General features: G+C 62.2%; 11 protein-coding genes and 1 pseudogene. 5 read left to right on the top strand and 7 right to left on the bottom strand.

Features of this window, described 5'->3' with window-relative positions; all coding sequences use genetic code 11:
• Nucleotides 1-100 precede the first annotated feature (100 nt).
• Nucleotides 101-436 carry a hypothetical protein gene (locus GGR62_RS09310; RefSeq protein ID WP_184407767.1) on the bottom strand — a complete coding sequence of 112 codons (336 nt, stop codon included), beginning with the start codon at nt 434-436 and terminating at the stop codon, nt 101-103.
• Between GGR62_RS09310 and GGR62_RS09305 the strand changes: the two genes are divergently transcribed.
• From GGR62_RS09305 to GGR62_RS09295, 3 genes are all read left to right on the top strand, one after another.
• Complete coding sequence (locus GGR62_RS09305) at nt 402-2738, top strand: winged helix-turn-helix domain-containing protein (RefSeq protein WP_184407627.1); 2337 nt, start codon at nt 402-404, stop codon at nt 2736-2738. The genes GGR62_RS09310 and GGR62_RS09305 overlap by 35 nt on opposite strands.
• Before the next feature lie 110 nt (nt 2739-2848).
• A complete protein-coding gene (locus GGR62_RS09300) occupies nt 2849-3742 on the top strand; it encodes a helix-turn-helix domain-containing protein (protein WP_184407757.1) in 894 nt (297 codons plus the stop codon).
• Nucleotides 3743-3790: 48 nt separating this feature from the next.
• On the top strand, nt 3791-6760 hold the full coding sequence (locus GGR62_RS09295) for a TonB-dependent receptor (protein ID WP_184407626.1): 2970 nt from the start codon (nt 3791-3793) through the stop codon (nt 6758-6760).
• Nucleotides 6761-7045: 285 nt separating this feature from the next.
• Here GGR62_RS09295 and GGR62_RS09290 read toward each other — a convergent pair whose 3' ends face one another.
• Together GGR62_RS09290 and ppa are read right to left on the bottom strand one after the other, a co-directional pair.
• Nucleotides 7046-8194: an HDOD domain-containing protein gene (locus GGR62_RS09290; RefSeq protein WP_184407625.1), complete on the bottom strand. Its 1149-nt coding sequence runs from the start codon at nt 8192-8194 to the stop codon at nt 7046-7048.
• A gap of 113 nt (nt 8195-8307) precedes the next feature.
• On the bottom strand, nt 8308-8844 hold the full coding sequence (gene ppa / locus GGR62_RS09285) for an inorganic diphosphatase (protein WP_005990841.1): 537 nt from the start codon (nt 8842-8844) through the stop codon (nt 8308-8310).
• A gap of 197 nt (nt 8845-9041) precedes the next feature.
• On the opposite strand from ppa, the gene GGR62_RS09280 reads away from it, so the two are divergent.
• Nucleotides 9042-9524, top strand: coding sequence for a hypothetical protein (locus tag GGR62_RS09280; protein WP_184407624.1), 483 nt, complete (start codon nt 9042-9044; stop codon nt 9522-9524).
• Nucleotides 9525-9790: 266 nt separating this feature from the next.
• On the opposite strand, the gene GGR62_RS09275 is transcribed toward GGR62_RS09280, so the two are convergent.
• Complete coding sequence (locus tag GGR62_RS09275; RefSeq protein WP_184407623.1) at nt 9791-11818, bottom strand: sodium-translocating pyrophosphatase; 2028 nt, start codon at nt 11816-11818, stop codon at nt 9791-9793.
• A 250-nt stretch (nt 11819-12068) separates the two neighbouring features.
• Between GGR62_RS09275 and GGR62_RS09270 the strand changes: the two genes are divergently transcribed.
• A complete protein-coding gene (locus GGR62_RS09270) occupies nt 12069-12593 on the top strand; it encodes a hypothetical protein (RefSeq protein ID WP_326520247.1) in 525 nt (174 codons plus the stop codon).
• 259 nt (nt 12594-12852) lie between these two features.
• On the opposite strand, the pseudogene GGR62_RS09265 reads toward GGR62_RS09270, so the two are convergent.
• The 3 genes and pseudogenes from GGR62_RS09265 to GGR62_RS09255 form a co-directional block, all read right to left on the bottom strand.
• Nucleotides 12853-13482: pseudogene (locus GGR62_RS09265) on the bottom strand (DUF6792 domain-containing protein); the annotation flags it as partial.
• Nucleotides 13479-14069 (bottom strand): hypothetical protein, encoded by a 591-nt coding sequence (locus GGR62_RS09260; RefSeq protein WP_184407755.1) that lies wholly within the window; start codon nt 14067-14069, stop codon nt 13479-13481. The pseudogene GGR62_RS09265 and the gene GGR62_RS09260, both read right to left, overlap by 4 nt.
• A gap of 65 nt (nt 14070-14134) precedes the next feature.
• A complete protein-coding gene (locus GGR62_RS09255) occupies nt 14135-14587 on the bottom strand; it encodes a hypothetical protein (RefSeq protein WP_221229116.1) in 453 nt (150 codons plus the stop codon).
• Nucleotides 14588-14837: the final 250 nt, after the last annotated feature.

Raw genomic sequence — 14837 nt, 5'->3', positions numbered from 1 at the left:
GACATTGCCGCGGACTGAGCGCTTAAGAAAAATTCAGCTTAGTCATCATCAGATCGCACCGTGGTCCGCAAGTGCCGCCGTGCGATCGCAGTGCAAGCGGTTACACCACATAAGGATTTCGACGGATTTCCCTGAACCGCAGATAAAAAAATCGCGCCAGAGGCGCGAAGGGAACATCGTAATTATTTGAATTCGTCGGCGAGAGAGAGAGAGCCTGACGTTGCCGCCCGTCGTAAGGAAGCAACAGGGCATAGAGTAAAATTTGCACCAATTGGATGCATGACACAGTTGGTTGTGGTCCTTTGCTGAATTTGGCGTTTCGCAGGGTCTGCGCGATTCGCTCTTGCCGTCCTTGCATGCCGATGCGTGTTTTGCCAATGAGTGTTCCTCCCGTTAATGCAATGCCATCGGACCGGCTGCGTGTCGGCCAGTGCATGGTCGATGTTGCCTCGCGCGAAGTGCACGTGGCAGGTGCCAGGCACCCGATGCGCCTGGCACCGAAATCGCTGGCGGTTCTGTTGACGCTGGCGCGGCGGCCCGGCCAAGTCGTCACGCGCGAGCAGCTGCTGGCCGAGGTCTGGCCCGACACCTTGCCGACCAACGACGTGGTGACCCAGGCGATCACGCAGCTGCGCAAGGCGCTCGCCAGCAATGGCAGCCAGCGGTCGGAACATATCGAAACCATCGCCAAGACCGGCTATCGCCTGCTGGCGCCGGTGGCCTGGGAAGAACAATCGGACAGCTCGGCCGGGACTGCCGCCAGCATCGGCGTCGCAGCGTCTGGCGACGTGCATGCCCAGGACGACCTGGGCACTGAGGTAGTGGCTACTGCTGCAGCTGCATCGCCAGGCGACGCTGCAGACGAGCAACCCGCATCGTCGCTTCCACATCCTGCAAACCCGCCGCGGCAACGCCGTTGGATGGCATTGGCGGTGTCCAGCGTGGCGTTACTGGTGGTGCTGGGCCTGGCTGCGCGCACCTGGTGGTTGCGTGCGCCGGCCGACGCCGTCGAGGCGTCGTCTGCGGTAATGGGCAGTCCCAAGCGGCCCTATCAGATCATCACTGCAGGTGGCGGTTTCGACCTCACACCCAGCCTGTCGCCGGACGGCGCAATGGTGGCGTATGCCTCGCTGACCCGCGATCGACTCGGCACCTCGATTCTCGTCAAGACCACCGATAACGCTTACCCACGGGTGCTGGACACACCCGCGCCCGGCATCTCCGATCGATTGCCGGCCTGGTCGCCGGATGGGCGCGAAATCGCCTTCTCCAGGCAGGCCCCGGATGGCCACTGCAAGATCATGGTGGCCGCCGCACACGGTCCGGCCGCTGCCCACGAGGTGGCGCGCTGCGACGGCGCGGACATGCTGAGTTTCAGTTGGTCGCCGGACGGCCGCGCGTTGTTGTTCGGCAGCATGACCGGTGCGCGTGGCGCGCCGCGCATCCGCCGGCTGGATCTGGAGACCGGGCAATGGCAGACGCTGACCTACAGCGCGCAACCGAACGACTTCGATTACAAGCCGCGCTATTCGCCCGATGGCCGCTGGATCGTCTTTCTGCGCAATCCGCAGTTTGGCGATCTGTGGCGCATTCCGGCCACTGGCGGAACCGCCGAACGGCTCACCCACGACAGCGCCGATATCCGTGGCTGGAGTTGGTTGCCGGATGGCAGTGGACTGATTTTCGGGCGCCGGGTCGATAGCGAGGCGCGGCTGTATCGCCTGGACCTGCACGACCGGCGCCTGTACGACCTGGGGGTGGATGACGCGCAGGCGCCGGATGTGGCGCATGGCCATCTGGTATTCGTGCAGCGCAAGCCGCAATTCGGGGTGTACCAGGTCATTGGCGACCGGATGAATGGTGGCTACATCCGGCGACGCCTGTTCCCTTCGAACGGGCGCGACAGCCAGCCGATGATCGCGCCGGACGGGCGCCAGTTGATCTTCGCCTCCAACCGCTCCGGTGCATATGCGCTGTGGTGGGGCGATGTCACCAAACCGGGTTCGGTGCGGTTGATCGAAGGGATACAACCCGATGCGCACCAGGCCGCCGACTGGTCGGCCGATGCGCAGCGAATACTGGTCACTGGCAGCGACGCGCGAGGGCATGTGGGGCTGTTCGAGGTGACTCCGGGCAGTGGCAAGGTCGAGCGCCTGCCTGTGCCGCAGGCCCACCCGTTGCAGGCGATCCATCTTCCCGATCCTGACCGGTTGATGGTGCTTGCGGCCGCCGCCGATGGGCGCACCTTCGCCACGCTGTACGACAGGCGCAGCAGTCCCTGGCGTGCGCTGGCGTCGTTGCAGGATGTGTCACAACTACGGCTGGACCGTACCAGCGGACAGGTGCTGCTGACCCGGTTGAGTGGCGGAGGGCTGTTGCAGATTGCGCCGTCGCTGGCAGCCGACACATTGCACTCGATCAACCCGCAACAGCCATCGCGCTGGCGCTACCGCAGCTGGGCGCCTGGCCTGCCGAATAAGGTGCACTACCTGGCGTCCAACGACGCCTGTGCCACCTATGACATCGAGTTGCGTGGTGGTGCCGGGCGATGCCTGGATGTGTCCAAGTACACCACCATCAACGGGTTCAGCGCGGATCAGCACAGTGGCGCGCTCTACGTGGCGTTGGCAGAGGAAGATGGCAGTGCCATCGCCTACATGCCGCTGCCGGAACGCGCTTTGGTAAGCGTAGGCTGGGTATCCAACCTGTTGTTCCTGCTGAGAAAAATCGTCTCGTAACTTCTTCGGAAAGGTTTCGTGGCGATTTCGGAACGCCTTCGTCGGGACTTCCTGACTGGCGCCAGATTCGGCAAAACACTATGCCCTCTTTTGTACAGGGGGCTGCCAACATGCAACAGGTCATCACTGCAGATCGTGGGCTCGCCCTCGCGCTGGATAGTGCCAGCGGGTCGACATCGACCACCTGTCTGGCAGTCTCGCGCCTGGGCAGCATCCGTACTGCTGCGGCTACCTTCACCTTATGGGTGCAGCTGCGCGGGCGCGCCTGGGTGGAATCCAAGGAAGGCCGGTTCCGTCTGCGCGCCGGTGACTGGATCGCCTTCGACAAGGAATCGCATCCGACGGTGCAGGCCGACCGGAGCGCCTTGTGCGTCGGCGTCAGCCTCGATGGCGACAGCCTGCAGTCGCTGGCCGAGCTGACCGACGCCACGCTGTATCCGGGACGCAGCCACCTGGCGCGCAGCGACCTACGCATTGCATTGCGGTTGTGGCGCAACGCAGCGGCCCAGAGCGGCAGCGCCTCGGCACGCCCGTTGCTGTTGCATCTGGCCGCGATGCAACGCGGCTTCACCGAACAGGAACAACGGTGCCCGGGCCGCTCGCGCAGCCGCCGCCGTCAGGTGTTCGGGCGCATGCAACGCGCCCGGCTGTATCTGGAAGGCAACAGCGACCGCGTCGTGCGCATCGCCGAACTGGCGCAGCTGACCAACTTCTCCAGCTGGTACGTCTCCAAGACGTTCCAGAGCCTGTACGAAGAAAGCCCGCAGGCCTTGTCGGCACGCCTGCGGCTGGAGCGCGCCTCCGATCTGCTGCGCGACACGTCGATGATGATCGGCGAGGTTGCCGCCGCCAGCGGCTTCGACAATTGCTGCAGCTTCGCGCGTGCCTTTCGTGCGCGTTTCGGTGTCTCCGCTTCGCATTACCGCGACCAAACGACAAATCCGCCAGATTCGGCAAAGCCACGTAACGTGACGCGCAAAGCGACGGCGTTCACGCAAACGTAATTTGCACGGGGGCGTTTAACGCGCCACTAACGAACCCTGGAGAGATTGATGAACCTTCGCACCTCCGCAGTGCGGCTGGGCCTGTTGCCCGCCGGTATTGCGATCGCGTTGACGCCGGCATTTGCCGCCAATGCACAAGAGCAGTCCGCCCCGTCGACCACGACGCTGGACCGCATCGAAATCACCGGCTCGCGCATCCGCTCGGTCGACGTCGAAACCGCACAGCCGGTATTCACCGTCTCTCAGCAGGACATTCAGAAGTCCGGCCTGGTGAGCGTTGGCGACATCCTCCAGAACCTGTCGATTGCCGGTACGCAGACCTACAGCAAGGCAGCCGTGCTGACCTCCGACCCGGAGCAGGGCGGCCAGTACGTCAACCTGTACAACCTGGGCGAGAACCGTACCCTGGTGTTGGTGAACGGCAAGCGTTGGACCAGCAGCCTGTCTGGTTTGAGCGACATGTCCACCATTCCGAGCTCGCTGATCGAGCGCATCGAAGTCCTGAAGGACGGTGCCTCGGCGATCTACGGCTCCGACGCAGTGGCCGGCGTGGTCAACATCATCCTGCGCAAGAACTACGAGGGCGCCGAAGCGTCTGCCTACTTTGGCCAGAATGGTCGCGGCGACGGTTCCAAGGAGCAGTACTCCTTCACCGCCGGCACCAGCAATGACCGCTCCTCGCTGGTGTTCGGCGTCAACTACACCCAGGAAGACCCGGTGTGGGCCAAGGATCGCGCGCTGACCCGTTACTCGTCGGGCCCGAACCATATCGAAGACAGCTTGAGCGCGACCGGCCCGTGGGGTCGTTTCAACGATCCGCGTGCAGAGGGTACTGTGGGCGCGGGCGATTATCGCGATGCCAGGGGTAACGTTGTCGGTGCTGGCCAGGGGACGTGGACGCCGAATCAGTGGGTGCTCAATCACACTGGCTCCTTCGACGGCAAGGGCGTTGGTGCCGATTCGCGCGACCTCTCCAACTATCACGTTGGCGCGGGCGTGGACGACTACTACAACTCCGTCGACCAGATGATGTTGCAGCAGTCCAGCAAGAACAAGTCGGTCTTCACCAGCGGCAGCTACAACATCACCGACAGCATCACCTTCAAGTCGACCGCGATGTACTCCGAGCGCGAGTCCCTTCGCCAGATCGCGGGTTACCCGCTGCAAGCAAGTTCGCAGCCGCAGTTCCCGGTGGCGATCAGTGGCAGCAGCTACTACAACCCGATTGGCCAGGACATCAATAGCTGGTTCCGCCGTACCATCGAGTTGCCGCGCACCACCGAAGGCAACGTCAAGTCCACCCACTTCGATGCGGCGCTGGAAGGCGTGTTCGACGTCGGCAGCCACGGCTGGAACTGGGACGTGGGCTTCAACTACAACAAGTACGACGTCACCCAGGTGTCGCGCGGCAACATCAACCTGTTGGCGTTGCAGAAAGCACTCGGTCCGTCGTTCCTCAATGCACAGGGTCAGGTGCAGTGCGGCACTGCGGCCAGCCCGCTGCCATTGGGCACCAGCAACGCCCTGGGCCAGTGCACCCCGTTCAACATCCTGGGCGGCCCGTCGGCCTCTAACCCGGATGTGCTGCAGTACATCAATGCACTGGGTCAGTCGACGCAGCAGAGCCTGAGCAAGCAGTGGACCGCCAACATCACTGGCGGCCTGTTCGAATTGCCGGCAGGTGAGCTGGGCTTTGCGGCTGGTTTCGAACACCGCGAGATCAGCGGTTACGACTATCCGGACATGCTGTCCAGCGCCGGTTACACCACCGACCTGGCCGCGCAGGCAACCGAAGGTAGCTACCAGACCAACGAAGCCTATCTGGAACTGTTGATTCCGGTGCTGAAGGATCTGCCGGGTGCCAAGGAACTGTCGTTCGACGTCGCCGCGCGCTACAGCAACTACAGCCGCTTCGGCGATACCACCAACACCAAGTTCAGCTTCACCTGGAAGCCGATTGACGACCTGCTGGTGCGTGGCACCTACGGCACCGGTTTCCGTGCGCCGACGCTGTCGGACACCTTCGGTGGCGGCTCGCAGACGTTCGATACCTTCACCGATCCATGCGATGCCACCTTCGGTTCGCTGGGCACCGGCGGCGTGGCAGCACGTTGCGCAGGCGAAGGCTTGCCGGCTGGTTTCCGCCAGACCGATACCGCGGGCAACCCGGTGACGCGCCGCGATGTGCAGGGCAATGCGCCGTTCAACTCGGGCGTGGGTAATGCCGAGCTGGAGCCGGAATACAGCATCACCCGTACCGTGGGCATGGTGTACAGCCCGCATTGGGTGCAGGGCCTGGACTTCTCGCTGGACTGGTACCGCATTTCGATCTCCAACATCATCACCGCGCTGACCGCCAATGATGTGTTGAACAATTGCTACCTCAACAACCTGGCCAGCTACTGCGCCGACTACGGCCGTGATTCGGTCACCGGTCAGGTCACCACGCTGAGCCGTGGCAACGTCAACCTGGGTCGCCTGGAAACCGAAGGCTACAACTTCGGCGTGCGTTACCGTCTGCCGGAAATGGGCATCGGCAAGTTCGCCGTCAACCTCGACACCAACTACCTGGCGACCTACAAGTCGCAGGCAGAGGCGGGCGCGGATTGGGCGAACAATGCGGGTTACTGGAACTACCCGCGCGTGCGTGCAACGCTGGGCGTGAACTGGTCGCGTGATGCGTTGTCGGCCAGCTGGGACCTGCGTTACTACGGTGGTTTCCGTGACTACTGCTGGGATGCACAGGCTGGAATCGAGTGCAACAACCCTGGCTACCAGACCCCGAACCCGGCATGGGGCGGCGGCACTGGCTCCAACAAGAAGGGCTCGATCTCCTACCAGGACGTCTCGCTCACCTGGCAGGCGCCGTGGGACGGCAGCGTGACCATCGGTGCACGTAACGTGTGGAACAAGAAGCCGCCGATCAGCTACTCGATCACCAACAGCAGCAGTGCTGCGATCGATCCGATGCTCGATTACGACCGCTTCCTGTTCATGCAATACAACCAGCGCTTCTGATCATCGAAGCGTCGGGAAAAAGAGCGGGCCGAAAGGCCCGCTTTTTTTATTCGTCGCAACCGTGCGGGTTAGCGGCGTTGCGTTGATTCGCTTGCAAAAGCTGCGTGCAGCCGTACGAGCACTTGCAGAAAAACATACGTCGGTATCGAGACGAGAGCTATCAGAACCGTCCCATGCACCGTGCAGATAGCTGGTGCATCGATCGCCGCCTGCTCAACCACGACGCAAAGAAAAAGGGCACGACCATGTCGCGCCCTTTTCGCTTGATCGCAAGTCTTGCCGCACTCAGGCCTCAGCAAGCCCCAACAACGTATCGGCCTGCTCGCGCCAGGCGGGCAGGCGGGCAATGACGCCGACCTTGGTCAGATACTCTTCGTCCACGGCCTCGCCGCTGGCCAGTGCGGTGGCCACGTGCACTGCGCCGGTGACCCAGAAGCTACGCAGGCTCGAGCGCTGCGGGTGGCGATGGAAGGCCACCGCTTCGATGATCGGCATCGGCAGGCCCCACAGGCCGAGCAGATAGGCACCGGCTTCGGTGTGACCCAGGCGCTCGTCGCCGCCTTCCATTGGCGGTTCACGCTCGTCGCGCACACCAGGCAACAACAGCCCGATATCGGCCAGCAACGCGGCGGTCGAGCCGAGTTCTGCGCTGGTCGGCGGCAATACCTTGGCGGCCAGACGCGAAGAGAGCAGGGCACGGCGTTGCATCGAGCTACGCTCGGCGGGGCTCAGGGTCTGCACCGAGAACACCTCGCTGGCCAGTACCAGGTCGCGTAACGTCGCCACGCCCAGGCGGGTCACGGCCGTGCGCAAATCGGTGATGCTGCGGCCGCCGGAGAAAAACGCCGAATTGCACAGCTGCAGCACCTTGGCCGCAATTGCCGGGTCACCGGTGATCAGTTTGGCGATGTCGGCAGCATCGGCGCCGTCATCCTCCTCCAATGCGTGCATCAGGCTCAGGTACAGATGCGGCGGCGAGGGCAGTTTTTCGATGCGTCCGATGGTGGCGCGCAGTCGCGGATTGCCGAGCAGGTCGCGCAACTCTTCCAGGCTGGTGATCGCTTCGAGCATGACTTCCGGCGATAGCGGCATCGGCAGAAAGCGATGCGCCACGCCGATGATGCGTGCCGGCGGCGTGCGCTGGCCATCCTGGACATCGATCAACGCGATGCGGATGGTGTCCGGGCGCAGTGTCCGGATCTGCCCCAATAACGTGGCGGACGTGAGATCAGGCAACACGGGTGCAACGATGACCGCATCGAACGGCGACAGGGCAGCGGCTTCGATCGCCGAATTGCCATCGGCTACCCGCTGGGCTTGCCAGTCATCGCCGAGATCGGCGACATAGTCGATCAGATCGGACGGAAGACTGGCTTCGTCCCCAACAAACAGAATACGCAAGACACTTCCCCAAGAGTCACCGGCGACAGACACCGGCCAAACGCTGTCGGCAATGTACCTAATCCGCCAACGGCGGTCACCGGGATCACGCCCAAAGCGTGATCCCGATCGCCCCTTGGCTGCGGGGCTGCACCACGATCTAAGGATCAGGGAGCGTCGGAATTATAGCGTTCCACCGACTCCACCAGGATGCGCTTGGCTTCGGCCGCGCCGCCCCACCCATCCAGCTTGACCCACTTGCCCTTCTCCAAGTCCTTGTAATGCTCGAAGAAATGGCCGATGCGTTCCATCCAGTGGCTGGACACCTGGTTGATGTCCTCGATGTGCGCATAGCCGGAGAAGATCTTCTCGATCGGCACCGCCAGGATCTTTTCGTCGCTACCGGCTTCGTCGCTCATGCGCAGCACGCCCACCGGACGGCAACGCACCACCGAGCCAGGCACCAGCGGCAGCGGCAGCACCACCAGCACATCGGCCGGGTCGCCATCGCCGCACAGCGTATTGGGCACGTAGCCGTAGTTGCAGGGGTAGCGCATCGGGGTCGACAGGATGCGGTCGACGAAGATCGCCCCGCTGGCCTTGTCCACTTCGTACTTGACCGGCTCCGAATCCTTGGGGATTTCGATGACGACGTTGATTTCTTCCGGCAGATTCTTGCCGGAGGTGACCAGTTCAAGACCCATGCGCGTAACTCCGAGGCGTCAGCTAGTGTGTAGGGCGCGATTCTACGCGTTCGGCTGTTGCGGTGCAGCGACACTGAATGGGCAATCTCCTGAGGGCGCGATGCGGCATAGCCTGCATTCATCGCGGGCAGGTTCCCGATCGTTGCAGCCAGCGCCACAGCGCACGCTGCAGGCTCATTCACTGCGCGGGAATCGCCATGTCCAGATTTGCACGTGTACTCGTCGTTTTGCTGCTGTCGCCGTTCTCCCAACTGGCTGTGGCCGCCACGCCACCGCCGACCTTCGTGGACGCGGTGGACTGGCCCGCCAATGGCGAGGGCTGGGAGGCGTTTGTCGATCTGGAACAGCGGCTGGATCACGACTTCGACCAGATCTGTGGCGACACCTTCTGCGGCGGGGACTTCAGCGACTACCAGCCCTTGCGCTTCCGCTGCTCGGTGAACCAGGCGACCGGTGTGATCGGCAGCTGTATCTGGACGTTCGGCGCCAGTGAGGTGAGTGTGGATCCGCGCAGTGGGTTCCTACGTTCGGATAGCCGGGTCTGGCGCTGTACCGCACCCTTGAAAGCGGGGACCCGCCTGGACGAGATGTATCGCACCCTGGCGGTGACCAACCCCTTGTTCGAGCCACTGCCGCATGGTGCGCCTCCCATCTACGACGGGCTGATCGGTTGTCTGTAAGCGGCTGGTAGGTCTGTTGCGGCGGCCCGCATCTCGCCCAAGGCAATGACCGTGCCCAGGGGCTGTGCAGTGGCGATGGGATCGGGCCTGTTGCAAATGGACATCGAAGGCCCGCACACCGGTTGGTATTGGGACCAACGCGATGGCTATTAGCGGCAGCCGCACAGCCTGGGCTGGCGCAGGAGGCGGGACGTGCAGGGGCACGTCCCGCACCGGGGCGCCGATCGCACGCGCTCACCAACGGCGCGGCGGGTTGCAAGTTGCACTCAAAGCAACGGCACCAGCAGCAGTGCGACGATGTTGATGATCTTGATCAGCGGATTGATCGCCGGCCCGGCCGTGTCCTTGTAGGGGTCGCCCACGGTGTCGCCGGTGATCGCCGCCTTGTGCGCTTCGCTGCCCTTGCCGCCGAAATGGCCGTCCTCGATGTACTTCTTGGCGTTGTCCCAGGCGCCGCCACCGGTGGTCATCGAAATGGCCAGAAACAGCCCGGTGACAATGGTGCCGATCAACAAGCCACCCAAAGCGCGCGGCCCGAGCAGCAGCCCGACCACGATCGGGACCACCACCGGCAACAACGAGGGCACGATCATTTCGCGGATTGCCGAGCGGGTCAGCATGTCCACCGCGCGGTCGTATTGCGGCTTGGCGGTACCGGCCATGATGCCGGGAATCTCGCGGAACTGACGGCGGACCTCCTCGACCACCGCGCCGGCCGCGCGGCCCACCGCTTCCATCGCCATTGCACCGAACAGATACGGGATCAGGCCGCCGATCAACAGACCGATGATCACGGTGTGGTCCGACAGGTCGAAGGCGAAGACCTCGGTGGGATTGGCTGCCTGCAGGTTGTGGGTGTAGTCGGCAAACAGCACCAGCGCCGCCAGCGCCGCCGAGCCGATCGCATAGCCCTTGGTGACCGCCTTGGTGGTATTGCCGACCGCATCCAGCGGGTCGGTGATTGCGCGCACTTCCGGCGGCAGTTCGGCCATTTCAGCGATGCCGCCGGCGTTGTCGGTGATGGGGCCATAGGCATCCAGCGCCACGATCATGCCGGCCATCGACAGCATTGCCGTGGCAGCGATCGCAATGCCGTAGAGGCCGCCGAAGTGGAACGCGCCCCAGATCGCTGCGCACACCGCGATCACCGGCAGCGCGGTGGACTTCATCGAGATGCCGAGGCCGGCAATGATGTTGGTGCCGTGTCCGGTGGTGCTGGCAGAAGCCACGTGCTGCACCGGCGCGTATTGGGTGCCGGTGTAGTACTCGGTGATCCACACGATCAGGCCGGTGAGGACCAGTCCGATCAAGGCGCAGACATACAACGATGTTGCACCGTGGCTGTTGTCGCGCATCAACGACTGGGTGATCGGCCAATAGGCCAGCGCGGCCAGCACGCCGGACACGATCACGCCCTTGTAGAGTGCGCCCATGATCGAGCCGCCCGCTTTGACCTTGACGAAAGACGCACCCACGATCGACGCAACGATCGACACCCCGCCAAGGACCAGCGGGTACAGCACGGCATGCGGCCCGGTTTCGGCCAGCGTCAGACTGCCGAGCAGCATGGTGGCGATCACGGTGACCGCATAGGTTTCGAACAGGTCCGCCGCCATGCCTGCGCAGTCGCCAACGTTGTCGCCGACGTTGTCTGCGATCACCGCCGGGTTGCGCGGGTCGTCCTCGGGGATCCCGGCTTCGACCTTGCCGACCAGGTCCGCGCCCACGTCCGCGCCCTTGGTGAAGATGCCGCCACCCAGGCGGGCGAAGATCGAAATCAGCGACGAGCCGAATGCCAGCCCTACCAGCGCGTGCAGGTTCTGCTCCAACGGCAATCCCATTGCCTGCAGCACCGCGTAGTAGCCGGCCACCCCGAGCAACCCCAGGCCCACCACCAGCATGCCGGTGATGGCGCCGCCACGGAACGCCACATCCATCGCACGGCCGATGCCATGCCGCGCCGCCTCGGCGGTACGGACGTTGGCGCGCACCGAGACGTTCATACCGATATAGCCGGCCAGCCCGGACAACACCGCGCCGATCGCAAACCCCACGGCGGTGTACCAACTGAGAAACAGTCCGACCAGCACGAACAACACGCCGCCAGCAACCGAAATAGTGAGGTATTGCCGGTTGAGATAGGCACGCGCGCCTTCCTGGATCGCCGCGGCGATCTCCTGCATGCGTGCGTTGCCGCTGGGCTGCGCGATCACCCAGCGTGCCGATACGATTCCATAGACGATTGCCAAGACCGCGCAAGCCAGCGCAAGCAGTAACCCGTAGTGTTCCAGCATGACCCCTCCCAAGAGAATGGATGTCGTCCGGTCGGACGAACGAAGGGCGATGCACGCAGCGAGTGGACAGTGGAGACAGACTCGACGGCCACAGGGACCGCGATGCGCGTCGCGAGTGTTCATGGTGGCCGGATTGCGACCGAGTATGCGCCGCAGAGTGCGTGGCTGCCAGCATGCCGGCTTTGGCGTGCTGTTCAGTCGCCACGTGACAGCCTGCGGGCAACGTGACCGATCTGATCCAGGAGTGACTATGTCAAACCATGCCGCGTCGAAATATGCCGTGATCATCGCTGCACTGTTGCTCAGTGGCCACGCGCTTGCGGCCGACCCGACCCCCGAGTTGAAACAGCGTGCACCCGGAACCGCGCAAGCGGTCGGTGCCGTGCACACCTTGCGCCAGATTCCCGAAGCCTGCGCTCGCCTGGAAGGTGTGTTCACCGGCAACGCGGCGCAGCCCTACACCTTGTCGGTGGTACGTAGCAGCCCCACGTGTCAACCGCGTGCGCGCTTCGTGGATTTCGCCAAGGCTGCACCCAGCGTTGCGTCGGGCTGGATCTTCAACGATGTGATCCGCGTGCCGAGTGCAGCTTGCCCAGCGCAGCAGGCGGTTGTACGCGTGTGGCGCAAGCCGGTGGATGCCAAGCCGCAGCTCGACGGACAAGGCCAGTCACGCATCTATCTGGAAGAGGCAAAGCAGCAGGCCGCCGCCGGCAAGATCCCGCAAGTGCCGATGTTTGCTGCGCAGCAGACGATGGAAGGCAAGGCCTGCCAGTGAAAATGTAAGCGGGTGAGCCGTTGCCGAGTTAACAGTCGTAGAGTGAATATGATGCTTGAATGACGATTGCCTTTAAAAAAGTCTTGACGGACTAAGGTACATATATTCATTGCTCATAGGGAAAGCTAGGGAAAGCGGCTTTGGAAGACGGTTAGCATCCTGCGGGGATAGATGCATATCCAGCAACTGCAACTGACGAATGCTCTCCTGCTGGGAGGGCACACGCTCGGACAAATCTACCTTGGCCGCGAAGCCCAGCATTCAACACGCTGCGGTCACTGGCGTAACCGGCCTGTTCCAGCAAAGCGATCTCCTGCGGCGCGGCATAGAGCTTCACTTGGCCGTAGTGCTTGCTGGCAGCACTGACCGCGTCGCCAGCCATCACGTGATTGATCACATCCGAGCCACCTTCGGGAATACGGCGATCCAGGCTAACCGCGCCGTACGCATTGAAAGTCTCGCCTTTAAGGCCATAGTGATGCGCCGTGACCTGTGCCAGATCGCCCCCGAGCGAGTGGCCAGTGACGGTGACCTGGGGAGACTTACCGCCCTTGCCCAATTCGTGGGCATAGTTCAGCGCATAGCGGGTCAACTCAAGTGCCTCGGCAGCTTGGTTGTTGTAGCGTGCCGTGACCATGCCGCCATCGGTGTACAGACCATCTTCTTTGAGCTGCCGCTCGGTCTCTGTGCCGCGATGGGCGACGATGATCTCCTGGGTATCGACGCGTTGATAGACGATGCCTTGATAACCCGATGGGTTGTCGATGTACTTGAGACGTTGATAAGAAACTCCGCCGATATCTACGATGGGGCTTCTTGGCCCCGTCTGTTCTGGTTCGTCATAGACATCGCGCGAAAGCGCTGCATATTGCTGGCTAGTCAAGGTCATGGGGCTATCCTTTTCGCACTCAGAGTCACCTTGAAGAGATTGCTCCGAGCATCCTCATTAAAATCTTCGATTTTCTTCTTACCCATATCGGGAAAGTTTTCCATTCCGGACTTTGGATAGCGAGATTTCCAGAAGTATTTAACTTCCGGAGTTAGCGTCGCCAGCTGCTTCTTATCCAAACTCGGCAGGAATTCTGTTTCATCATCTTTGCCAGTCGCTTTCAGCGAAATCCCTAAGCCGCCGAAATCCCAGTGACAGACGCCCTTGCCATAGTAATCAGCATCAGCCATGCCATCTGTATGGATTGTCGCCGTATAAGTCGTGTCATCAATCCTCTGAAAAACGATAGGGATTACTTCTTCTTTTGGCTTTGTTGACATTCCCAATGCAGCATCGAACGGCGCGCAGTCGTCGCGGTTGGTCATGTCATAGAACGCGGTGCCTGACACAATGCCAAACGGCCCCGGCGCATCCTCGATGGTCATCGTGATCCGGTATGCCTGCGTCGGATGCGGGTTCTTGCGGTAGACCGGATCGCCGTCGATGGTGGTCGCGTTGGTGTCGTGTCTTTCAGAGGCACCATTCATGGGGTTGCACCCGACCAAGAGAATTAGGGAAAGACAGCCTAGAATTTTGATTTTCAGATGACCGTTCATGCAGCTATTGTGCGCTGGGCAGACCGCTCGGCGGCGGTGATCGCATCACGCAGCTGGCGAGCGCTGCGATTGATATTGGCGCTGTGCAACACCACGGCGATAAGCAGGAAGCCGAACACCAACCCGAGCTCGGGGAGTTGCATCACCAATGGGAGGCATGCTGCGCTAACTGTCAGTGGCAGCATCAGCACAGTCATGCCGGTCGTGTTGAAGATGGTCTGGCGCAACTGTCTCAGTTCCGCAGTGTGTTTGCCTTGGCTGCGCAGGTTTTTACAGACGATTGCAGCATGTGCAATCCGCACTGTCAGCAGCAGGATAACGGCAACGTGCAGCATTGCACCGACAATGGCCACATAGTGCGCAAGCCCGAGCAGGACATTAAACGTCGTGCGATAGGCCAATGCGATCAGGGTGATGTTAAGGGCGAGCATCAAGATAACAACGATCATCAGATTTCGAAGGCTCTCGGCAGACCGATACCAACGTGCCTCATGAGGGAAGAGCGCTCTATCCACTGCATCGCTCCTATGACGTGCGAGTTACCTACTTCGCAGAACCTGAAGTACCCTGGGGCGTGCCATGCCTGTGCGCGATGGGGCAGACCCTGAGGTATCCCCACGTTTTCCCTAGCTGGATCAGCAAGTTATGCCACTGATCCAGTGGAAACAAGTGCGCGCATGGCGCAGTCTCCAAGGTGAC

Source organism: Xanthomonas sp. 3075, assembly GCF_014197275.1.
Classification (GTDB): domain Bacteria; phylum Pseudomonadota; class Gammaproteobacteria; order Xanthomonadales; family Xanthomonadaceae; genus Xanthomonas; species Xanthomonas campestris_B.
This window is presented reverse-complemented; position numbering and strand designations above follow the sequence as displayed.